General features: G+C 58.6%; 21 protein-coding genes. 10 read left to right on the top strand and 11 right to left on the bottom strand.

Annotated features, from left to right (window positions below; genetic code table 11):
* Window positions 1–119 precede the first annotated feature (119 nt).
* From truB to VL130_RS04610, 5 genes are all read left to right on the top strand, one after another.
* Window positions 120–1,070: a tRNA pseudouridine(55) synthase TruB gene (truB, locus tag VL130_RS04630; RefSeq protein ID WP_325361562.1), complete on the top strand. Its 951-nt coding sequence runs from the start codon at window positions 120–122 to the stop codon at window positions 1,068–1,070.
* A gap of 22 nt (window positions 1,071–1,092) precedes the next feature.
* On the top strand, window positions 1,093–1,362 hold the full coding sequence (rpsO, locus tag VL130_RS04625; RefSeq protein ID WP_325361561.1) for a 30S ribosomal protein S15: 270 nt from the start codon (window positions 1,093–1,095) through the stop codon (window positions 1,360–1,362).
* Window positions 1,363–1,609: 247 nt separating this feature from the next.
* Entirely contained in the window at window positions 1,610–3,853 is a 2,244-nt protein-coding gene (gene pnp, locus VL130_RS04620; protein ID WP_325361560.1) for a polyribonucleotide nucleotidyltransferase, read from the top strand.
* A gap of 252 nt (window positions 3,854–4,105) precedes the next feature.
* Window positions 4,106–5,128 (top strand): ParA family protein, encoded by a 1,023-nt coding sequence (locus tag VL130_RS04615; RefSeq protein ID WP_325361559.1) that lies wholly within the window; start codon window positions 4,106–4,108, stop codon window positions 5,126–5,128.
* Between the two features lie 74 nt (window positions 5,129–5,202).
* Window positions 5,203–5,889, top strand: a complete 687-nt coding sequence (locus VL130_RS04610; protein WP_325361558.1) for a pentapeptide repeat-containing protein — start codon at window positions 5,203–5,205, stop codon at window positions 5,887–5,889.
* Here the strand turns inward: VL130_RS04610 and VL130_RS04605 are convergent.
* Both VL130_RS04605 and VL130_RS04600 read right to left on the bottom strand, forming a co-directional pair.
* A complete protein-coding gene (locus tag VL130_RS04605; protein WP_325361557.1) occupies window positions 5,886–6,170 on the bottom strand; it encodes an antibiotic biosynthesis monooxygenase in 285 nt (94 codons plus the stop codon). The genes VL130_RS04610 and VL130_RS04605 overlap by 4 nt on opposite strands.
* On the bottom strand, window positions 6,167–7,315 hold the full coding sequence (locus tag VL130_RS04600) for a sterol desaturase family protein (RefSeq protein ID WP_325361556.1): 1,149 nt from the start codon (window positions 7,313–7,315) through the stop codon (window positions 6,167–6,169). The genes VL130_RS04605 and VL130_RS04600 overlap by 4 nt, the downstream gene beginning before the upstream one ends.
* Before the next feature lie 284 nt (window positions 7,316–7,599).
* Between VL130_RS04600 and VL130_RS04595 the strand changes: the two genes are divergently transcribed.
* The 5 genes from VL130_RS04595 to VL130_RS04575 all read left to right on the top strand — a co-directional run bounded on the left by VL130_RS04595 (window position 7,600) and on the right by VL130_RS04575 (window position 12,905).
* Window positions 7,600–9,948 (top strand): TonB-dependent receptor, encoded by a 2,349-nt coding sequence (locus VL130_RS04595; protein ID WP_325361555.1) that lies wholly within the window; start codon window positions 7,600–7,602, stop codon window positions 9,946–9,948.
* A 63-nt stretch (window positions 9,949–10,011) separates the two neighbouring features.
* Window positions 10,012–10,236: a nitrate/nitrite transporter NrtS gene (gene nrtS, locus VL130_RS04590; protein WP_325361554.1), complete on the top strand. Its 225-nt coding sequence runs from the start codon at window positions 10,012–10,014 to the stop codon at window positions 10,234–10,236.
* Between the two features lie 31 nt (window positions 10,237–10,267).
* Window positions 10,268–10,990, top strand: a complete 723-nt coding sequence (trmD, locus tag VL130_RS04585) for a tRNA (guanosine(37)-N1)-methyltransferase TrmD (RefSeq protein WP_325361553.1) — start codon at window positions 10,268–10,270, stop codon at window positions 10,988–10,990.
* 43 nt (window positions 10,991–11,033) lie between these two features.
* Window positions 11,034–11,477, top strand: coding sequence for a 50S ribosomal protein L19 (gene rplS / locus VL130_RS04580; protein ID WP_325361552.1), 444 nt, complete (start codon window positions 11,034–11,036; stop codon window positions 11,475–11,477).
* A 168-nt stretch (window positions 11,478–11,645) separates the two neighbouring features.
* The gene (locus VL130_RS04575; RefSeq protein ID WP_325361551.1) at window positions 11,646–12,905 is read left to right on the top strand and encodes a hypothetical protein; all 1,260 of its coding nucleotides are present in this window, start codon (window positions 11,646–11,648) and stop codon (window positions 12,903–12,905) included.
* On the opposite strand, the gene VL130_RS04570 is transcribed toward VL130_RS04575, so the two are convergent.
* From VL130_RS04570 to obgE, 9 genes are all read right to left on the bottom strand, one after another.
* Window positions 12,906–13,268: a DUF1428 domain-containing protein gene (locus tag VL130_RS04570; RefSeq protein WP_325361550.1), complete on the bottom strand. Its 363-nt coding sequence runs from the start codon at window positions 13,266–13,268 to the stop codon at window positions 12,906–12,908.
* A 108-nt stretch (window positions 13,269–13,376) separates the two neighbouring features.
* Window positions 13,377–13,868 carry an RNA pyrophosphohydrolase gene (locus VL130_RS04565; RefSeq protein ID WP_325361549.1) on the bottom strand — a complete coding sequence of 164 codons (492 nt, stop codon included), beginning with the start codon at window positions 13,866–13,868 and terminating at the stop codon, window positions 13,377–13,379.
* A complete protein-coding gene (locus VL130_RS04560) occupies window positions 13,865–15,094 on the bottom strand; it encodes a divergent polysaccharide deacetylase family protein (protein WP_325361548.1) in 1,230 nt (409 codons plus the stop codon). The genes VL130_RS04565 and VL130_RS04560 overlap by 4 nt, the downstream gene beginning before the upstream one ends.
* A gap of 134 nt (window positions 15,095–15,228) precedes the next feature.
* A complete protein-coding gene (locus tag VL130_RS04555; protein ID WP_325361547.1) occupies window positions 15,229–16,707 on the bottom strand; it encodes a S41 family peptidase in 1,479 nt (492 codons plus the stop codon).
* Window positions 16,708–16,840: 133 nt separating this feature from the next.
* The gene (locus tag VL130_RS04550) at window positions 16,841–17,980 is read right to left on the bottom strand and encodes a murein hydrolase activator EnvC family protein (RefSeq protein ID WP_325361546.1); all 1,140 of its coding nucleotides are present in this window, start codon (window positions 17,978–17,980) and stop codon (window positions 16,841–16,843) included.
* Between the two features lie 140 nt (window positions 17,981–18,120).
* Window positions 18,121–18,612 carry a 23S rRNA (pseudouridine(1915)-N(3))-methyltransferase RlmH gene (gene rlmH, locus VL130_RS04545; protein WP_325361545.1) on the bottom strand — a complete coding sequence of 164 codons (492 nt, stop codon included), beginning with the start codon at window positions 18,610–18,612 and terminating at the stop codon, window positions 18,121–18,123.
* The gene (gene rsfS, locus VL130_RS04540; protein WP_325361544.1) at window positions 18,613–19,086 is read right to left on the bottom strand and encodes a ribosome silencing factor; all 474 of its coding nucleotides are present in this window, start codon (window positions 19,084–19,086) and stop codon (window positions 18,613–18,615) included. It abuts the gene before it with no gap.
* 142 nt (window positions 19,087–19,228) lie between these two features.
* Window positions 19,229–19,855 (bottom strand): nicotinate-nucleotide adenylyltransferase, encoded by a 627-nt coding sequence (locus VL130_RS04535; protein ID WP_325361543.1) that lies wholly within the window; start codon window positions 19,853–19,855, stop codon window positions 19,229–19,231.
* Window positions 19,856–19,882: 27 nt separating this feature from the next.
* Window positions 19,883–20,938 (bottom strand): GTPase ObgE, encoded by a 1,056-nt coding sequence (gene obgE / locus VL130_RS04530; protein WP_325361542.1) that lies wholly within the window; start codon window positions 20,936–20,938, stop codon window positions 19,883–19,885.
* Between the last annotated feature and the right edge of the window lie 6 nt (window positions 20,939–20,944).

Raw genomic sequence — 20,944 nt, 5'->3', positions numbered from 1 at the left:
TATAAGAAGTCGTGTTTTCTTATACCTCCCTGAATTTGTCTTTAAATTTGGGGAGGGGGACCGCGAGTGAAACGAGTGGTGGTGGGGTATCTTGCTTGTTTTTCATATTAGGAAGCCGAATGGCCCGAAAGAAAAAAGGCGAAGCGATCCACGGCTGGATCTGTTTCGACAAACCCCTCGAAATGACCTCGACCTCGGCGGTCGGGAAAATCCGCTGGCTGTTCCAGGCGCAGAAAGCCGGCCATGCCGGTACGCTCGATCCGCTGGCGACCGGTATCCTGCCAATCGCGCTGGGCGAAGCGACCAAGACCGTGCCCTACCTGATGGAGGCCGACAAGGTCTACAGTTTCACCATCACCTTCGGCAAAACCACCGACAGTTACGACGCCGAAGGCCGCGTCACCGCTGAATCCGATGCCCGCCCCACGAAGGAAGCCATCGAAACCCTGCTGCCCAAGTTCATCGGCCTGATCGAACAGGTGCCGCCGGCCTTTTCCGCCATCAAGGTCGATGGCAAGCGCGCCTATGACCTGGCCCGCGCCGGCGTCGAGGTCGAGCTGAAGGCCCGTGAAATCGAGGTTTTTGACCTGACGCTGGATGCTTTCGATACCGAGACCGCCAGCTTCACGCTGCATTGCGGCAAGGGCACCTATGTCCGCTCGATCGCCCGCGACCTGTGCCTGGAGTTGGGCGTCTGCGGGCACGTCACCAGGCTTCGCCGGGAAGCGGTGGGCGCCTTTGAAACAAAAGACTCAATAACACTGGAAAAGCTTGAGGAATTAGTGCATAGGAACGCCCATCTTGAGGCTTTGCTTAGCGTAGAGACGGCACTGGACGACATCCCGGGCCTGCCTGTAACGCAAGATGAGGCCGCAAGATTGAAGCAGGGACGCGACCTTGCCCTTCTGCCCCGCCAGATTGAACCCCTGAAAGCGGCTCTGAAAGCCCGTCTCGATGACGGCTATCTTGAGTTTCCGGATACGGTTCAGGCGGTGTTTAACGGCCAGGTTCTCGCTCTGTGCGAACTGCGCGGCGGGATACTTCATCCCTCGCGTCTATTGAACCTATAGCTTCTCAATAAGGAGAAACCCGATGTCGATTACCGCTGATCGCAAGACAGAAGTCATCAAGACCCACGCCCGTACCGAAGGTGATACGGGCGGCGCAGAAGTGCAAATCGCAATCCTCACGGAACGCATTGCCAACCTGACCGAACACTTCAAGGAACACAAGAAGGACAACCACAGCCGTCGCGGCCTCCTGAAAATGGTGTCGCAACGTCGTCGTCTTCTCGACTACCTGAAGAACCGTCACGCTGACCGCTACACCGCTATCCTCGCCACGCTCAATCTGCGCCGCTAGGTTTCGGAAACTAAAAAGGGCTTGGGGTTTCACTCCAGGCCCTTCTACGCATTTAGACTACTCGCCATTCCGGCGGTTTTATACACCCCGGCCGAAGCTTTCGGCCTGCTTATACACCCCGCGAGGTGACTGCATCTCGCTTATACGCTGGGCTTGAACCGATAGCCCCTTACACGCGCCGCTTAAACATAAGCGGCCACCTCCCGAACGGCATGGGGCCGCTCCGGAGCCGAATGAAAGAAAACACATGTTTGATATCAAAAGAAAATCCATCGATTGGGCTGGTCGCAAGTTCACGCTGGAAACGGGCCGCGTTGCCCGTCAGGCCGACTCGGCCGTGCTGGCTACCTACGGTGAGACCACCGTCCTGGCCACCGTCGTTTACGCCCGCAAGCCGAAGCCCGGTCAGGACTTCTTCCCGCTGACCGTCAACTATCAGGAAAAGACCTTCGCCGCCGGCAAGATCCCCGGTGGTTACTTCAAGCGCGAAGGCCGCCCTTCGGAAAAAGAAACCCTGGTTTCGCGCCTGATCGACCGTCCGATCCGCCCGCTGTTCGTCAAGGGCTTTAAGAACGAAGTGCAGGTTGTCTGCACCGTCCTGTCGCACGACATGGAAAATGATCCCGATATCGTCGCCATGGTTGCCGCTTCGGCAGCCCTGACCTTCTCCGGCGTGCCTTTCATGGGCCCCATCGGCGGTGCTCGCGTTGGCCTGATCGATGGCGAATACGTGCTGAACCCGACCGTTGACCAGATCAAGGAATCGGATCTCGACCTCGTGGTCGCCGGCACGCAGGACGCCATCATGATGGTGGAATCGGAAGCCAAGGAACTGTCGGAAGACACCATGCTCGGCGCTCTGATGTTCGCGCATCGCGGCATGCAGCCGGTGATCGACGCCATCATCGAGATGGCCGAACACGTCGCCAAGGAACCCTTCGCGTTTGAAGCCGAAGATTTCTCCGCCGTCGTCACGAAGATCAAGGGCCTGGTTGGTCAGGATATCCGCGACGCCTACACCATCCAGGAAAAGCACCCGCGCCACGAAGCCGTTGGCGCTGCCAAATCCAAGGCCGCCGTTTCGCTGGTCAAGACCGAAGAAAATCCTGACGGCGTAGACGCTGCTATCTTCGGCGCCGCCTTCAAGGAATGTGAAGCCGACGTCCTGCGCCGCGACATCATCGAGCACGGCAAGCGTGTTGACGGCCGCGCCGTCGATAAGGTCCGTTCGATCGTGTCCGAAGTCGGCATCCTGCCACGCACCCATGGTTCGGCCCTGTTCACCCGCGGTGAAACCCAGGCGCTGGTCGTTGCCACACTCGGTACCGGCGATGATGAGCAGTTCATCGACAGCCTGGAAGGCACCTACAAGGAGAAGTTCCTTCTCCACTACAACTTCCCTCCGTACTCCGTCGGTGAAACCGGCCGCATGGGTTCGCCCGGCCGCCGCGAAATCGGCCACGGCAAGCTGGCCTGGCGCGCGGTGCGCCCGATGCTCCCGGCCCCGGAAGATTTCCCCTACACGATCCGTCTGGTCTCGGAAATCACCGAGTCGAACGGCTCGTCCTCGATGGCGACCGTCTGTGGCTCGTCGCTGGCCCTTATGGACGCCGGCGTGCCGCTGAAGTCGCCGGTTTCGGGTATTGCCATGGGCCTCATCCTTGAGCCGTCCGGCGAATACGCCATCCTGTCCGACATCCTGGGTGACGAAGATCACCTCGGCGACATGGACTTCAAGGTGGCGGGTTCGATCAACGGCATCACGTCCCTGCAAATGGACATCAAGGTGGCCGGCATCACCGAAGAGATCATGACCAAGGCACTTCGCCAGGCCAGCGCAGGCCGTCTGCACATCCTGGAAGAAATGAACAAGGCGATCTCCGGTGCGCGTGAAGAACTGGGCGAATTTGCACCCAAGATCGAAACCATCAAGATCCCGACCGACAAGATCCGTGAAGTGATTGGCACCGGCGGCAAGGTCATCCGCGAAATCGTCGAAAAGACGGGCGCCAAGATCGACATTGCCGACGACGGCACCATCAAGATCTCGGCTTCGGAACAATCGAAGATCGATGCCGCCCGCGATTGGGTGAAGTCGATCGCCTCGGAGCCGGAGGTCGGCGCCATCTACAAGGGCAAGGTTGTGAAGGTCGTCGATTTCGGCGCGTTCGTGAACTTCTTCGGCGCCAAGGACGGCCTCGTCCACATCTCGCAGATCAAGAACGAAAAGGTCGGCAAGACCTCGGACGTTCTTAATGAAGGCGACGAAGTGAAGGTGAAGTTCTTAGGGTTTGACGATCGCGGCAAGACGAAGCTGTCCATGAAGGTGGTCGATCAGGAAACTGGCGAAGACCTGACGGAAAAGCTGGCCGCAGAACGCGCTGCCCGCATCGCTTCGGGTGATGAGCCTGAGCTGGAAACGGCTGAAGGCGGCGATCGTCCGGACCGTGGCGAGCGTTCGAGCCGTCCGCGCCGTCCGCGCCGCGACTAGGTATGGGGTGAAGGGGCCTGTGGCCCCTTCGTCTTCTCTGAATAAAGAAAAAGGCGATCCCATTTATGGGGTCGCCTTTTTCTTTCTCAGGACAAGGTGAGGGGGCTCGGACCCCTCAACCCCATAACTCGACAGCGTGTGCGGTGATATAAAGCTAAAATTAGCCAACGGTCCTAAAAAGACTTGCAAAAGTCTAAAATAGACATTAAGCTGTCTAATTATGCCGTTTTTGGCAATTTAAGGAAATCAATCATGAAGCCTATATATGCTTTTTGGAATAATAAGGGAGGTACGGGCAAAACAAGCTTAGCCTTTCAATCCATCACTCTATATGCGGAAACTCATCCAAACAGTCGGATATTAGTTATAGATGTATGCCCTCAAGCAAATTTATCCGAACTTTTACTGGGCGGACTGCACAATAAGGGCAGTGAAAAATTGCTTTCACAACAAGGATTGACCCCACGTAGTAGTATTGGTGGTTATTTTCAGCTTCGTTTACCATCTCCATATAGCCCGCCTATATTCAGTGCTGTGGATTTTATAACTAAGCCTAGTAAGCACAACAAAAATATTTCTAACAACATAGATTTAGTGTGCGGAGACCCTTTGCTAGAACTGCAAGCAAACGCGGTTAATACGCTGGCAAACAATCAAATTCCTGGCTCGAATCCATGGATCGCAGTTGTAGATTGGATAAAAGATTTTATCGATCAAGTTAAAGACAATTACGATATTATATTTATGGATTGTAACCCCAGCTTTTCCCTTTACACGCAAATTGCACTTGCAGCATGTAATCGGATAATTTTACCGGTTATGGCGGACGATTCTTCTAGAAGAGCAATCCAAAATGCGTTCTCTTTGGTATATGGTTTAAAGCTACCTTCTGAAATTTATGCTGCCTATGCTTTTGCGACTAAGCTAAAATCTGCGGGAAGACCTTTGCCAAAAGTTCATTTAATTGCAAAGAATCGGATCACTCAATATATGGGGGCTGCGTCTGCATATGCAGCTGTCTTGGCCGAAATTGAAGACGATGTTGAAAAACTTTTGACATCAAACCCTGAAATCTTCAACTTTTCGACGACAGCACAAGGCTTTGTTGAAGTACGAGACTTTCAAACTACCGGTGTTATTGCATTTGCAAAGGGTTTGCCATTTTCGAAAGTGCAGGTTGGAAAGCAGTCAATTAATGGTCATCGCGTACAAGTAAAGTTGGATTACCTTACAAATGCGCGTACAACAATGGCATCTTTAGTGGCAAAACTGTAAAATTAAATATTATACTCGTTAAAGGGTGATTTCAGAAATGAACTCACCCTTTCCTCTATTGGGTGTAACCGTACATGACCACTGAACTCACCACCATCACTGACCAAATCCTTGACCGTAATGCCGTGCTGTTGCTGGCCAATAAGGGTGAACCTGTCACCCTGATCGGCTGCGAACTGGATGAGGTTGACTTGTCCGATATGATCCTCAATGGCTGGGTGTTCGATCAGTGTCTGTTCCGCAAGGCGAAATTCGTCAGCGCCAGGCTGGAGGGCGCGCAGTTTATCTCATGCAAAGGGCCGCACGCCGATTTCACTAGCGCCGATCTGGTCGAATCCCGCTTTACCGGCTGTGACTTCAACAACAGCCGCTTTCGTGGCGCCACGGTCTCCCAGGCGCAGTTCCGCCGCTGCAAGCTGACCGGCGCCAATTTCAATGACGCGAAGGCGCTCGATGTCATGTTTGAGGAAACGCGCCTGAATGACGCCAAGCTGCGCAATTTCGCCTTCAACAAACAGACGCTCAAGTCACTCGACATGACCAATAGTGAACTGCAACGCTGCGATTTTCGCGGCGTGGTCTTCGAGGATTGCAGCTTGCGTGACGCTATCCTGACCGATGCGCGTTTTGAAGGCGCTGATCTGCGCGGCACCGATATCGGCGGCGTCCGGCTGGAGGATGCCCGACGGTTCAAGGGCGCGACCATTTCTCGCGCCCAGGCGGCGGAATTGCTGTCAGAATTAGGACTGCACGTTCGTTAAAGACTGCCGCGCTCAATTTCTTCCAGATAGATGAAATCCGGCGCCTTTACGCCTGCCGCTTTTCGGATTTCCACCAGTTCCGGCGATTCAAAGAACTGACGCGCATCGGCCAGTGATGACCAGGCCGAGAAGTGAACGATCCGGTTGGCGTCGGTATCGTAGCGCAGCACCTGATAGCGGGTCTCGCCCGCTGCCTTGCGGATGCCGCCCGCCTGATCAAAAATGACTTTCCATGCCCGATAATCGGCGACCTCATGAATGATCAGGACATAGGGCGTCACTGGGCGCGATCCTTGCGGAACGGATAGATGAGCTGCCGCCAGTACCCCTTCGGCACCGGATGGCCGCCGATGCCGTAACCCGATGGCCAATGGCCGTCCTTCGGCAGGTAGTGCGTGCCGAAAATCTTGTCGATCCACGGGAAATGAACGGCGAAATTGACGTCGATCGCCTCTTTCTCGATTCCGTGATGCCAGTGATGGAAGCGCGGCGTCACCACGAAGGGCGCCAGCCATTTGTCATTGAAGCGCAGATTAGCATGGACATAGGCGGAGACGAGATAGACGAAGAAGATATAGGAATAGAGCGCGCCCTGGCTAAATCCGAGCAGGTACATAGGAATAATGGTAAAGCCGCGCAGCAGCAGGATTTCGATCAGGTGCATCCGCGAACCAGCCATCCAGTCCATAGCCTGCGCCGAATGGTGAACGGCATGAAAGCGCCACAGGAAAGGCACGGCATGGAACGAGCGGTGGAAGGCATATTGCATGAAATCCGAAATGATCATCAGTTCGATGACCTGGATAAGGAAGGGCTGGCTGGCCACCCCGGCGCGGAAGCCGGCCCAACCGCCGGTCTGTTCCATCAGCGCAAGGGTCGGCGCCAGTGACAGGAAGGCCATAGACTGTACGAACAGGCTGGAGATCAGGAAGTAGAACAGGTCCTCGCGCCATTCCGTGCGAAAAAGCGGTTGTTTGTGCGCCCCGCTGAACAGCTTTTCCAGCGGCACGAACAACATGCCCTTGAGCAGCAGATTGAGCACGAACCAGTCGATGCCGAGATTGAGCGCGGCCGCCGTTCCCGGCTGGCGGCTGCCCAGCGCGCCGATTGACAGAGTGGCCAGCACAAGGATGATCGCTGTAAAGCCAAGGATTTTATTGCGCCGCAGGACGAGGTTCAGGCAGGCGAGGCCGAAGCCCAGAAGCGTCAGGACCTGTACGACCGCCATATAGAAAGGGTGTTTGTGAACCGCGTCGAGTTCATTGACCGAGAACCACGCCGGATACTGTTGGCTAAGCAGCAGGAGCAGCGCCGCCCCACTGAGCGCCAGGCCGAGCACGCCGCTGATCCAGCCAGAACCAAAGGCGCGGGCCTCTTCGGCGGCTTCCAGGTCGTTACGGATAGCGAGGCGCAATTTGCTGATCATGTGATTTCCCCCTTTGGTCACAACCCTGGCCCGCAATTTGGCAAGCATAGCTTAACTTAAGGTTTCGGCAGGCGTTCGGTAACAGGACTGTCTTTTCCGGACAACAGTCGCGGAAAACCGTCTTTTTCGTTTAAAGCGCGATTCCTGTATGCGCAAGGTTTTGCAAACTTACCTAACGTAAAGAAATAGAGAGCACACTTTTATGCGCTTGCGAAGGCATCGCAAAAGGCTTAGGGCGGCGGGGCAATAGACCCCAAAAATGGGGCTATCAAAAGAGGCCAAATATGATTTCAACATTATCGTGCCGTCTCCTGACGGGCACGGCGCTCGCCGGCGTACTGCTGGCGGGGCTGAGTTTCCCTGCGTTTTCACAAGAGTCCGAACCCGAACCTACCGAAATAATCGTCACCGCGCAAAAGAAGGCCGAGCCTTTGAGCCGCGCCCCCATCGCCATGTCGGTGGTTTCCGGCGATCAGATACAAAAGGCTGGCGCGCATGACCTGAGGGACATGCAGACCCTGACGCCTTCGCTGCTGATTACCTCGACCGCCAATGAGGCCCAGACCACGGCCCGTCTGCGCGGCGTCGGCACGGTGGGCGATAATCCCGGTCTCGATTCTTCGGTCGGTGTGGTGATCGACGGCGTGTCGCGCGCGCGCACGGCGACAGCGATGAGCGATCTCGGCGTACTCGACCGCATTGAAATCCTGAAAGGTCCGCAATCGGATATCTATGGCAAGGGCGCGTCGGCCGGCGTGATCCAGGTGGTCAGCAAGCTGCCGTCGTTCACGCCCTATTCGTCACTTGAACTGACCGCCGGTGACCAGGGCACGCTTGGCGCTAGCGGATACATCACCGGCAAGCTGGCCGATAAATGGGCTGGCTCGCTGTCGCTGGTGAAGCGTCAGCGCGACGGCCAGTACAAGGTCCATGTCGGCGACGGGCCGCGCACTCAAACTGACGACGGCGACCAGAACTACTGGTCGGCTCGCGGTCAGCTTCTGTATGACGGCGATGGCTGGTCGCGCCTGCGCATCATCGGCGATTACACGAAGCGCGATGAATCGTGCTGCGTCGGTACGGCCATCGCCATCGGCGGCACCCGCCCCTATATCGATCAACTGGCGTCCGATGACGGCACGGCTCCGGTGGTCGATCCGAAAGGCCGAGAAGCCTGGTCCAACCGCCGGACCGACCAGAAACTGGTCGATTCCGGCCTGTCGGCGCAATGGGACCTGCGCCTGGCCAATAATGTCCAACTCACCTCGATCACCGCCTATCGTCACTGGGATCACACCAATGGTTATGACGGCGATTTCACCTCGGCAGATGTCTATTACCGCGATCCCAACGGTGGTTTCGGCAACCGGATCGATACCTGGTCGCAGGAAATCCGCCTGAACGGCAAGAGTGAGCGGTTCGAATGGATGGCCGGCTTGTACGCCAATTCGGAAGACCTGACGCGCCATGACGAAACCCTCTATGGCGCCGATTATGAATCCTATCTTGGCCTGCTGCTGAGCGCCGGCGCCAATATCAACCGCGTGTCGGAACTGACCGGTCTGCCGGTGGGGCAATCCTTCGTGCAAGGGCAGGGCAATCACGACACCTACCGCCAGCGTGAACGCAACACGGCGATTTTCGGTCATGCCGAATGGTTCATCAGCAATACCGTCTCCCTGCTGGGTGGCCTGCGCTATAACCACCAGACCAAGAACCTGACTTCGGTCTTCACCAACAGCGATGATGGCGTCGCCTGCGCCAACACAACGGGATCGAAAAGCGTCATCTGCCAGCCGTGGTCGAACCCCGCCTTCAACGACCTGACCCTGGCCCAGAAGAACAGCGATGACGCCACCACCGGCTCGCTCAAGCTGAAATGGCAGGCGACGCCGACCATCATGACCTATGCCTCTTACAGCACGGGCTGGAAAGGCGCCGGCTTCAATCTCGACCGCGAACAGAAGGCCGATTTCACGGCCGATACGGATTCGTCGTTCAGGCGCGAAACCTCGCAATCGGTCGAGATCGGTTTCAAGGGCCGGTTTTTGGCGAAGCGTCTGGCGATTGATGTGGCGGCCTTCGACGAAAGCTTCCGCAACTTCCAGCTCAATACCTTCCTGGGCACCAATTTCGTCGTCAACTCCGTGCCGCACCTGAAAAGCCAGGGGGTCGAAGCCGAGGGCCGCTATCTGGTCGGTGATTTCAAGCTGAACGCCGGCCTGACCTATGACGAAGCCGTCTTCGGTCCGGAAGCCGTATCCGGCGTGCCCTTGCTGGCCAATGGCACGGCGTCTTTCGCGCCGCGCTGGTCGGGCGTTTATGGTCTCGACTACATGCGGGAAATCGGCGGCTATCGTTTTGCTGCCACGTTCAGCGCCAAGTATAACAGTGATTATAACACCGGCTCCGACTTGGCGCCGATCAAGGTTCAGCCGGCCTACACGCTCTATAATGGCCGCCTCAGCATCGGCGCACCGGATGAGAGCTGGGCGCTGGAATTATGGGGCCAGAACCTTACGGATGAACTTTATTATCAGGTTGCCTTCTCGGCGCCCTTCCAGGCCGGCAGCTACAAGGCCTTCCTTGGTCAGCCGCGCACCGTGGGCTTGACCCTGCGCCTCAAGCGGTAATACACCTCTTGGATCCCTCCCTGCCTGCGGTGGGGAGGGTTTCCGGCTTTTTGGGGCGATAGGATGAATGAATTCTGGCGGGTGGCTTTCAGCCGGCGTATCGCGGTTAATGCCCTTAAGGTGTCGCTGACGATCGGCACCCTTCTCAATATCATCAATCAGGGCGAAAATGTCCTGCATGGCCTGCCGGTCGCCTGGGCGCATGTCTTCCTGAATTACTTCACGCCCTATTGCGTGGCGACGTGGAGCGCGGCGAAAAACGAACTGGATCGCCGCCGGGCCGGGTGACTCTTGCCCGCGTTGCGGTTATAGAGCGCGCATGTCCGAAGCCAAGCCCTATGAAGTCACCGTCCTGACCATGTTCCCCGAAGCCTTTCCGGGGCCGCTCGGCGTGTCGCTGATCGGCACGGCGTGGAAAGAATCTGCGCGCTGGGCCTTGGAAACACTGGACATTCGTAATTTTTCAAGCGATAAGCGCGGCTTTCTTGACGATACCCCCGCGGGCGGTGGCCCCGGCCAGGTCCTCAAAGCGGATGTGATCGCACAAGCTCTTGATTCGATGGAGCTTAATGATCGCCCTCTCGTCTATATGAGCGCACGCGGCAGGCCCCTGACGCAGGCGAAGGTCAAGGAATGGGCCACTCGCCCAGGGCTGATTGTCCTGTGCGGACGGTTTGAAGGGGTGGATCAGCGGGTGCTTGATAGCCGCGGGTTCGAAGAAATCAGCGTCGGCGATGCCGTCCTTGCGGGCGGGGAAGCGGCGGCGATGGTGACAATCGAGGCGGTGGTGCGGCTTATTCCGGGGGTTCTCGGCGCACAGGCCAGTCTCGATAATGAGAGCTTTGAGGATGGACTCCTGGAGCAGCCGCAGTTCACAAGACCGCGGACGTTCGAGGGCCTCGACATCCCCGAAGTGCTGCTGAACGGCGATCACAAGAAAGCTGCGAAGTGGCGTCAGGCGCAAAGAGAGGCAACCACGAAGGAACGGCGTCCCGATCTCTGGGCCGCTTATCTTTCCAAATCACAGCTAAAAGGCAAATAAGCCTCAACGAACGTGAAGCGTTCATAATATTAGGAGGGTTCACATGAACCTGTTGCAAAAGATCGAGGCCGAAGAAGTCGCAAAAATGCGCGGCTCCAAGACCTTCCCCGAATTCCAGCCCGGCGACACCCTGCGCGTCAGCGTCAAGATCAAGGAAGGCGAGCGCGAGCGCGTCCAGGCCTTTGAAGGCGTCTGCATCGCCCGTTCCGGCGCCGGCATCAATGAAACCTTCACGGTCCGCAAGATCTCGTTCGGCGAAGGCGTTGAGCGCAAGTTCCCGCTGCTGTCGCCGCTGATCGAAGGCATTGAAGTCAAGCGCCGCGGTGTTGTCCGTCGCGCCAAGCTGTATTACCTGCGCGATCGCCGTGGCAAGTCGGCCCGTATCGTCGAGCGTTCGATGAACTCGACGCGCGGTTCCAAGGGCGCCGAACTGCGCGCCGCCATGGCCGCCGCTGAATCGTCCGGCAATGCCGACGCCGAAAGCTAAGACCTGGCTGAAAAGCTGAAAACGAACCCGCTCTGGCAACAGAGCGGGTTTTTTTTATTGCTTCAACGTGGCCGTTTTTATGGGGTGACGGTACGCCCGACATTCGCTCTCTGACAGGTAAAAACTAGACGCACTGCCGTTCCGGCTGCTACCTGTTGGGACATGGGCATGTGGCGGGATATGATCATCGGGGCGGTATGTGGTGCGGCGGTCGTTTCCGCCAGCGCCGCAGTGGCGGAAACCTATGTGCCTTTGCGGGCGGAGGCGGTGCGGCAATCCGTCGGCGTCAATACCCATATTCGCTACACAGATGGCGCTTACCGGCGCATTGCCGATGTGATCCGCGCGCTCGACTATCTCGATATTCGTCATGTCCGGGATAGTGTTCCGCGAGTCGCGCTTGGCCGGCCGTTGCCGCTGGCCGAATATATCTGGCTGAACAAGGCGGGGGTGCGTTTCAACCTGATAATCGGCGGCGGTGTCTATCATCCGGCAGATCCAATTATTGGTCTTGAAAAGCTCGAAGCGGCCCGGCCCGGAGCGATTGAATCGATCGAAGGCTTCAATGAAGTCAATAACGAGCCAGTGACCTATAACGGTGACACGAGCCTGGAGGCCGCCCTCGCGGCGCACGCGGCGACGGTCAGCTTGCTGCGGACGCACCCGACGCTAGGTCACATTCCCATCCTCGACCTGACGGGCAATGATATACCGAATACGCTCGGAGACCGGGGTGATTACCATAATACGCACGTCTATGCGCAAAACGGCAATCAGCCGGGCGGCTGGATGGGCAAAAAGAACCTATGGGCGGACGGCAAGCCCTGGGTCATCACCGAATTCGGCTATGCCAGCAATCCGCAGAGCGGCTGGCTGGTGATCGGCGTCGGCGAAGCGGAACAGGCGAAGGGCATACTCAACGGCATTCTGGACGCCGCGCAATATGGCGTGTCGCGCATCTATCTTTATGAACTGCTCGATGAAAAGCCCGATCCGGAAGGCAAATCGAACTGGCTGCATTTGGGGCTGTTTACGGTCGATAGCCAGCCGAAGCCCGCAGCGAAGGCCCTGCGCAATCTGCTGCGGATCATCGGTGATCCTGATCCAGCCGCATTGACCTTCATGCCGCAGCCGCTTGATGTGGAAATACAAGGCGCGCCCAAAACGCTCCGTGTGCTGACGATCCAGAAAGCATCTGGTGAAACCGGAATCCTGTTATGGAATGAGATTGCTTTTTGGGATCGTGAACACGGCAAGCCAATCCAAAATGTGCCGGTGCCGGTGAAGCTGACCTTGCCGTCCGGTGCCAGGGCAACGGCGCTGTATGATCCGATGAAGCAGGAAGCCGCCATCCGTCAGCTTGCCGGTGAGGGCGAACTGACGATTGAGGTGCCTGATTATCCGGTCATTGTTGAAATCGCGCGCTGATCAGCCGGCATTGAGCAGGGAAAAGCCGCCGAAGATCAGTCGTTTGCCGTCAAATGGCATCTCTTCCGGCTTCATCTGCATTCGCGGATCGGCCATGACCTTCTCATTGCCGGCGTCCCGCGCCTCTTTAGATGGCCAGCGGACCCAGGAAAATACGACGACCTCATCCAGCTCGGCCTTTACTGCCAGGGGAAAGGACGTGACCTTGCCTTCGGGCACATCATCGCCCCAGCATTCGATGATTTCCAGCGCGCCGTGATCGCGCCAGATTTCGGCGGCCATCTTCGCCATTTTCAGATAGGCGTCTTTATTGTCCTTGTGGACCGGGATGACAAAGCCATCGATATAGGTGGAGTCTGACATGATTTCCTCGCCTGATGAATAACGGCGATATTATTGGCGTATCACGCGTCAGAAACAGGCAGTAAGTTCGTCGCGGCGGACACAAGCGCGTGACTTCGCAACGATAAGTTATTTGGTCAGCAGCGTCCGCAATTCGGCGATAACCTTGCGGTAGCTGTCACGCTTGAAATGGACCACGCGGTCGATGATTGTATCGAGATCGCACCATTCCCAGCGCGAAAACTCCTGTTCGCCGTGAGTCGTCAGGTCGATTTCAGAATCCGCGCCGGTGAAACGATAGGCGAACCATATCTGTTTCTGGCCCTTGAAATTCTTGCCGATCCGTTTGTTGGCCAGCACTTCCGGGGGGAAGTCATAGACGATCCAGTCCTTTGTCCGGCCGATCGGCTCGACCGAACGGATGCCGGTTTCCTCATAAAGCTCGCGCAGGGCGGCGGCGTCGAGTTCTTCGCCTTCATCGACTCCGCCTTGCGGAAACTGCCAGGCGTGGTTGCCATTGACACCGAAACGATGCCCGATCCACACCTTGCCGGTGCTATTGAAAACGACAAGCCCGACATTGGGGCGATAGCCTTCCGGCCCCTTGGCGGTAGTGGTCATTGATGCGTAATCGCCGAGGCGGGCGCGAGCTGAATGCCCTTGGCGTCTAGGCCTTGCGTCCATTTGAGCGCCACGGCCAGGGTGACGGGATAGGCGAAGCCGGTGCCAAGCGCCGAGCCACGGCTCTTGGCGGTGGCTTCCAGGCCACCCAGTTGGGCATAGATGGCGGTTGAATTGATCTGGTTGTCGATGATGCGGTCGGCCGAGGCGCGGCCCCAGGCGCCTTGCAGGGCGCGCGCCTGGCCATCATCGATAAAGGCGACGCCACGTGTCTTGAGGTTTTGCAGGAAGACCGTCGTGCCGGCCTTGTCCCGGAAGAAGGCGCCGCCCTGATAGTTGGAGACGGCGAAATAACCGGTGGCGCGCGAAAGCACCCAGTTCAGGTGGCCGATCAGGTCGTCGGTGCGGGCATTGGCCAGCAGGGTTTGCGGGCCGGGGTCATTGTCCGGGTAGTTGGTTGGTTGCATCGGCACCTCGATCATCACCTCATGACCGCTGGCGCGGGCCAGATCTATCCAGCCTTGCAGGCCGGAGACATAGGGTACGAAGGAGAGCGTCACCTGCGGCGGCAGTTGCTCGATGGCCTGTTTGGTGGTGGCCGGATTGAGGCCCAGTCCGCCGACGACAAGCGCCACCATCGGTCGTCCGTCACCTTTGAACGGGCGGGCATAGGCCGAGGCCGGCGTCTGGCCATTGGGGGCGATGACCGGTAACGGGCCGGCATCGGCGGCCTGAACGAGGCCGCTGATTGGCGCTTGAGCTAGCGGCGAGGGGGTGAATTTCGGCGCGGGCCCTGCCGTGCCATCGTCACCCGGCATGGTGATAACGGCGGTGCCCTGGATCGGTGCGGCGTTGGGGTCGTTGAAGGTATCCGCGCTGGCGTCGCCGAACATGCCGAGGCTGTCGAGCGTGAAGGCCTGCATCCCCGCCTGACCGTCAGCGGCGGCTACATGCGCGGCAGGGGCGGCGGCCTTGTCCTTGGCGAGATTTATCCGGACGGACGGCGAGCCGGCATTGGGGTCACCGGCCAGGTTCAGAAAGGCGAAGGCCGCGACGGCGAACACCGCCAGCGCCGATACCGGTGCGACATAGGGCTTCCTGCAGGTTTCGACGATCCGGCCGGCCCACACGTTCGGCAGTTCGCGCAGGTGCGGACGCGCGCCACGCGGCGGATCGAAGCGCGGACGGCGTGGTAAGTTTGACGAGGGTTTGGGCTTGGCGAACATGGTCCGTCTGAACTGGAAATATGACAGTTCGGATAGTGCCGGATTAGGGTTAACAAAGCCTAACGGAAGCTGAATCGGGCGAGGAAAACACTGCTCTGTAAAGAAAAAGCCTCCCGGTAAGGGGAGGCCTGTTCCTATTTCTTTTCGGCTGACGAAGATGACGCCGAGCTGGAAGACGACGAACTTGAAGACGCCGAGGATGAACTGGCTCCAGAAACCGTGCCTGCCGGTGTGGCCGCCTTGGCCTTGGCGTCGAACTTGGCGCCCGGCTTGTCGACCAGGTCGGCATCAGCCAGCTTGGCGCCGCGCGGGTGCGCCGCGGCCAGTTTGACGTCGCCGTTGTATTTCAGCACGTCGAGCGCGCGGGTCAGTTCGAAATCACCGGTCTTGGTGTCGAAATCTTCCGGCGGCACTTCCTGGACGGCGTGAGCCGAGCGTCTGGCCTTGCCTTCGTCGGCATTCAGCGCATTGCCATAGGCGGCCTCGGTATACTGCATGGCCGAGGTGGCGATGTATTTCGCCTGCTCCTTCGATTGCGCCACTTCGAGATCGGGTTCGATGCCGGTCTTCTGGATGGAGCGGCCCGAAGGCGTATAGTAGCGGGCGGTGGTCAGCTTGACGGCGCGGTTATCGCCGAGATCGATAACGCTTTGCACCGAGCCTTTACCGAAGGTGGTCAGGCCGACGATGGTGGCGCGCTTCTGATCCTGCAAGGCGCCGGAGACGATTTCCGCCGCCGAGGCCGTACCCGGATTGGTGAGCACGACGATTGGCTTGCCGTTCAGCATGTCGCCCTTTTTCGCCTGATACCGGATGATGTCCTTCGGATCGCGGCCGCGCTGGCTGACGATTTCGCCGCCATCGAGGAAGAGATCCGCGACGCCGACCGATTGCTCCAGCAGGCCGCCGGGATTGTTACGCAGGTCGAGCACAAGACCCTTCATCTTCGGGTTCTTGGCCATCAGGTCGGCCAGTTGCGTTTTGGTGTCGTTGGCGGTGGTTTCCGAGAAGGAAGCGATGCGCAGATAACCGTAGTCACCTTCCATGCGCGTCTTGACCGACTTCACGACGATGATTTCACGCGTCAGCGGCACATCGAACGGTTCGGTCTTGCCGGTGCGGACGATGGTGACGATAAGCTTGGTGTTCGGATCGCCCTTCATCTTGGTAATGGCGTCATTGAGCGGCAGGCCCAGTATGCTGGTGCCATCGATGGCGGTGATGTAGTCGCCGGACTGGATGCCGGCCTTCTGGGCGGGGGTGTCGTCAATAGGCGTCACGACCTTGACCGCGCCGTCTTCGCTGGTCACTTCCAGGCCGATGCCGCCGTAGGAGCCGCGCGTCTTTTCCTTCAGGTCGTTGTAATCATCATCCGACAGATAGTTGGAATGGGGATCGAGCGAACCCAGCATCCCTTCGAGAGCGGCGTTGATCAGCTTCTTCGAATCGACCGGAACCACATAGTCCTGCTGGACGATGGCCAGCACATTGCCGAACAATTCCAGCTGCTTGTAGGTATCAGAGCGCGGCGAGAATGCCGGCTGGCTGGCATAGGCCACGGCCCCGATACTCAGGGCGACAGCGGCGGCGCCGGCAAGATAAATGTTCTTCATTAGATCCTCGAAGGGCATACAATCAGGTTAGCATATAAGAGTGCGAACATGGCGTAAACGGGGCGCTCTTATTTAGTTTGGATGGGGGGCGCCGTCTGCCGGGCAAAGGCCTCATAAACGGCCATTATCGGACTTATTTGCTGGAAATCTGGAGGGTTGTCGCCGGATTGACCGGCGTTTCGCCCTTGCGCAACTCCATATAGAGAATGGCTTTTTTCTCCGAGAGATTCGGCATCCGGCCGAGCGGTTCGTGGCGGCTGACGGTTTGGCCCTGCTGGACGTAGATCCGGCCGATTCCGGTGATCACCACGCGAAACTCATGGCCGATGCTAAGGACGACGACCTGGCCATAGGAGTCAAGCGGGCCGGCGTATTCGACCTCGCCTTCCGCTGGCGCCGTCACCTGGCTGCCGGGCAGGGCGGCATAGGAGGTGCCGCGATTGGACGGACCGTTGCCGTCGAGCTGGCCGAAATTGCGCGTGATGTCGCCGACGACGGGCGGGAGCAGGTGCGTATTATCTATGGCTGGCGAGCCGAAGAATTTCAGCGGCAGGTCGCCGGTCAGGCGGTTCTCGTGCGCCTTCAGTTCGGCGGCGCGGACATCCATCTGATCGGCCTGATTGAGAAGCTGGTCTTCCAGATCCATCTTCTGCTGGATCAACCGCTCGATCTCGCTGCGCTGCTCGGAAACCTCGCTTTCGGAGATGAAGATGGCCTCGTTTTGCAGGGCCGCCTGCCGGCGCAGATTGACGAGTTGGCTATTTTGCCGGACCAGTCCGTCGGTGCGTTTTTGCAGTTCAGGCGTGATGGCGCGCATGATGATGGCGGCCAGCACGGCGTCGTTGGCCTTACGCGGGGTGACGAAAAGCGCCGGCGGCGGGTTACGCGAATAGATTTGCAAGGCCGAAAGCAGGCGCGATTGCTTGTCGCGCTCGGCCGTCAGCCGGCGGGTGATGTCGGTTTCCTGCTGGTTGATGGTCTCCAGCCGGGCGCGATAGATGGCCGATCGTGTTTCGCCGGTGCCCTGCTTGCGCGAAATCTCGATGATCTGCTCACGCAGGGCTTCGACCTCCTGGGCGATCTGACGGGCGGAGCGGCGTTGGCTGTCGCTCTTACGCTCCTCGGCGCGGCGCTGGGCTGACAAGGTGTCAAGCGTGGCGCGGTCGGCTTCGGAAAGGTCATGCGTCCGCTGTTGCGCATCGGTCTGCGCCGCCCCTGTGAGGGCGAGGACGGCAAGGCCGGTCAACAGCAGATGGCGCGAGGAAGCGAGCATATCCTTGAGATAAGGTGGTTCGGCTTAATTCTCAATAAACGGTTTTTCAGCTCAAGCGCCGGACTAGGCGTCCCCCATGCCTCCTCGCATCAGCTCGGGCGGGCACTTGCCCTGGTCAGATCGCATAGGGGCGATCTGATTTAATCCCGATGGTAAGGCAATCCCGCCAGGATGGTAGTGGCGCGGTACATCTGCTCCGCCAGCATGACGCGGACGAGGGCGTGCGGCCAGGTTTGCGGACCGAAGGCCAGCGAAAAGGCCGAGGCCTTCAGCAGGGCCGGATCGAGACCATCGGCCCCACCGATCAGGAAAGTCACCCGACGCTCGCCGCGATCCTTGTAGGTATTGAGGCGCGTGGCGATCTGGCGTGAGGTCAGTTGTTCGCCGTGCTCATCGCAGGTGATCAGTATCCCGCCTTCACTTAAGGCCGCCTTGATCGCTTCCATCTCCTGGGCTTTCAGCAGCGCCGAGGTGGCGGCCTTCGCGCCCTTTTTGGCTTCGACCTCCAGCAGATCAACCGGCGAAATGCCTAAACCGCGCCCGGTTAAATTGGCGCGGTTCAGATAGTCTTTGACGAGATTGTTTTCGACCGTCGCGCCGAGCTTGCCGACCGCGCAGAGCGTCAGTTTCATTTAAGCAGAAACGGTATGACCGGTGCCATCCGGCGACAGCGACCAGATCTTCTCGATATTGTAGAAGCTGCGGACTTCCGGGCGGAAGATATGCACGACGACATCGCCGGCATCGATCAGCACCCAGTCGCAGGCCGGCAGGCCTTCGATCTTGGCCTTGCCGAAGCCGGCTTCCTTGAGCGCGCGAACGACGTGATCGGCCAGCGCGCCGACATGGCGGTGCGAGCGTCCGGAGGCGATGATCAGGGTGTCGGCGACCGAGGACTTGCCCTTCAGGTCGATACAAACGATATCCTGCGCCTTGTCGTCATCGAGTTTGTTGACGATCAGGGTTTCCAGAGGCAGCAAGCCTTCGGTGGAGGGAGCTTCATCGTGGGAGGTCTGACCTTGGTCAGGCGTAGCCTCAGACTGAGGGGTTTCGGGCGCAGTTTGCGCGGGTTGGCGAGACAGGGTTTCAGTTCCTTTATGATCCACAATAGAGACTGCATAGCACAAAATGTGCGGGCGGTCACCCTTTGATGGAATTTTTGAAAAATCTCCAAAACCGTCCTCGGTTTTGGCAAGGGCGACCACCCGCCGCCCCTTATGGGGCGAGCCTTCGCGGCCTGTGAACGAATTAAAACCTCGTCTTCAATTTCAAGCGCAAGGCCGTTGAAGAATGCCCATGTAACGGACCTTTGATATAGGTCCAGGCGGGCAGCTTCAAAAACGGCAGGGTGCGGGCGGCGTGTTCATCTATACGATAGCGGGCGAAGCGCTGGGTAGCGGGGGAAAAACGCGCCTTCATCAGCGCGCCGGGGCGCGAAACCACGGCGATCGGCACCATGTGCATGAGTTGCACCCAGCCGCGCCAGTTATGAAAACCGGCCAGGCTGTCGCCGCCCATGATCCACACGAAATGAACGCCGGGATAGCGTGCCCTCAGGGCGCGCAGGGTATCGAGCGTATAGGTGGCGTGGATGCGCGTCTCGAAATCTGAGATCACATCCTTCGGGCCGGTAAAGGGGTAGAGCTGTGCGATGCGCTCGGCCAGCGGCGCGGTCTCCGTCTTCGATTTCAGCGGGTTCTGCGGCGACACCAGCCAGATTATCTTGTCCAGCCCCAGCTTCTGCCGTGCCGTTTCGGCGACATGGCGATGGCCCTCGTGCGCCGGATTGAACGATCCGCCGAACAGGCCGACCGTCATCCCGCGTTCGAGGTGGAAGCCGCTGCGCAAGGCGCCTGAGGGAACGGCCGGTGACATGGGGGCAAGACCGGCGCGCAACATGCCCTAGCGATTATCCATCGGATTATAGGCAGGGGCGATTTCGGGCACCGGATTGGCCTCCAGATGCTTCTCGCCGGTGATGGTTTCCAGCGCGGCGAACAACAGGTCGCGCACGCCTTCACCGGTGACGCCGGAGATCAGGAAGGGCGTCTGGCCGCAGGCTTTCTTGATTTTCGCCGCCAGCTTCTTGCGGGCGTCGGCATCGAGCGAATCGACCTTGTTGATGGCGACGAGTTCGGTTTTGGAGCCGAGGATTTCGTCGTAGGCGTTCAGTTCCTTGCGGATCACCTTGTACGATTTCACCGGGTCTTCCGAGGTGCCGTCGATCAGGTGGATCAGCACCTTGGTGCGCTCGACGTGGCCGAGGAACTTGGTGCCGAGGCCGGCCCCTTCCGATGCGCCCTCGATCAGGCCGGGAATATCGGCCATAACGACGCGTTGTTCAGGGCCCAGGTCGATGACGCCGAGATTGGGCACCAGCGTGGTGAAGGGATAGTCGGCGATCTTCGGCTTGGCGGCGCTCGATGCCGCCAGGAAGGTCGATTTGCCGGCATTGGGCAACCCCACCAGACCGGCATCGGCGATCAGTTTGAGGCGCAGCCAGATCCATTTTTCTTCGCCATCCTGACCAGGCAGGGCGAATTTCGGCGCTTGATTGATCGGCCCCTTGAAGCGCGTATTGCCCCAGCCGCCATTGCCGCCCCTGGCCAGTTGGTAACGCTTGCCGGCTTCATCGAGATCGACGATCAGTGTTTCATGATCTTCTTCAAAGACTTCCGTGCCGACCGGCACATACATCACGATATCCTCGGCATTGGCGCCGTGCATCTGGCGACCCATGCCGTGAGTGCCGGTCTTGGCCTTGAAGTGCTGCTGATAGCGATAATCGATCAGCGTGTTGAGGCCGTCCCTGGCCTCGATCCATACATCGCCGCCATTGCCGCCGTCGCCGCCGTCGGGTCCGCCGTTGGGGATGAACTTTTCACGGCGGAACGAAACGGCGCCGGCGCCGCCGTTACCGGAACGGATATAGATTTTACACTGATCGAGGAATTTCATCGGAGT

The sequence above is a fragment of the Asticcacaulis sp. genome, assembly GCF_035497195.1.
Classification (GTDB): Bacteria; Pseudomonadota; Alphaproteobacteria; order Caulobacterales; family Caulobacteraceae; genus Asticcacaulis.
This window is presented reverse-complemented; position numbering and strand designations above follow the sequence as displayed.

What these genes read in the sequence shown, in the direction of transcription:
- obgE (WP_325361542.1), bottom strand. Translation starts at nt 20,938, where the DNA reads ATGAAATTCCTCGATCAGTGTAAAATCTATATCCGTTCCGGTAACGGC.
- VL130_RS04615 (WP_325361559.1), top strand. Translation starts at nt 4,106, where the DNA reads ATGAAGCCTATATATGCTTTTTGGAATAATAAGGGAGGTACGGGCAAA.
- VL130_RS04565 (WP_325361549.1), bottom strand. Translation starts at nt 13,868, where the DNA reads ATGACCACTACCGCCAAGGGGCCGGAAGGCTATCGCCCCAATGTCGGG.
- VL130_RS04555 (WP_325361547.1), bottom strand. Translation starts at nt 16,707, where the DNA reads ATGAAGAACATTTATCTTGCCGGCGCCGCCGCTGTCGCCCTGAGTATC.
- VL130_RS04610 (WP_325361558.1), top strand. Translation starts at nt 5,203, where the DNA reads ATGACCACTGAACTCACCACCATCACTGACCAAATCCTTGACCGTAAT.
- rlmH (WP_325361545.1), bottom strand. Translation starts at nt 18,612, where the DNA reads ATGAAACTGACGCTCTGCGCGGTCGGCAAGCTCGGCGCGACGGTCGAA.
- rplS (WP_325361552.1), top strand. Translation starts at nt 11,034, where the DNA reads ATGAACCTGTTGCAAAAGATCGAGGCCGAAGAAGTCGCAAAAATGCGC.
- VL130_RS04560 (WP_325361548.1), bottom strand. Translation starts at nt 15,094, where the DNA reads ATGTTCGCCAAGCCCAAACCCTCGTCAAACTTACCACGCCGTCCGCGC.
- VL130_RS04535 (WP_325361543.1), bottom strand. Translation starts at nt 19,855, where the DNA reads ATGTCACCGGCCGTTCCCTCAGGCGCCTTGCGCAGCGGCTTCCACCTC.
- VL130_RS04570 (WP_325361550.1), bottom strand. Translation starts at nt 13,268, where the DNA reads ATGTCAGACTCCACCTATATCGATGGCTTTGTCATCCCGGTCCACAAG.
- VL130_RS04600 (WP_325361556.1), bottom strand. Translation starts at nt 7,315, where the DNA reads ATGATCAGCAAATTGCGCCTCGCTATCCGTAACGACCTGGAAGCCGCC.
- pnp (WP_325361560.1), top strand. Translation starts at nt 1,610, where the DNA reads ATGTTTGATATCAAAAGAAAATCCATCGATTGGGCTGGTCGCAAGTTC.
- rpsO (WP_325361561.1), top strand. Translation starts at nt 1,093, where the DNA reads ATGTCGATTACCGCTGATCGCAAGACAGAAGTCATCAAGACCCACGCC.
- VL130_RS04550 (WP_325361546.1), bottom strand. Translation starts at nt 17,980, where the DNA reads ATGCTCGCTTCCTCGCGCCATCTGCTGTTGACCGGCCTTGCCGTCCTC.
- VL130_RS04595 (WP_325361555.1), top strand. Translation starts at nt 7,600, where the DNA reads ATGATTTCAACATTATCGTGCCGTCTCCTGACGGGCACGGCGCTCGCC.
- nrtS (WP_325361554.1), top strand. Translation starts at nt 10,012, where the DNA reads ATGAATGAATTCTGGCGGGTGGCTTTCAGCCGGCGTATCGCGGTTAAT.
- VL130_RS04575 (WP_325361551.1), top strand. Translation starts at nt 11,646, where the DNA reads ATGTGGCGGGATATGATCATCGGGGCGGTATGTGGTGCGGCGGTCGTT.
- truB (WP_325361562.1), top strand. Translation starts at nt 120, where the DNA reads ATGGCCCGAAAGAAAAAAGGCGAAGCGATCCACGGCTGGATCTGTTTC.
- trmD (WP_325361553.1), top strand. Translation starts at nt 10,268, where the DNA reads ATGTCCGAAGCCAAGCCCTATGAAGTCACCGTCCTGACCATGTTCCCC.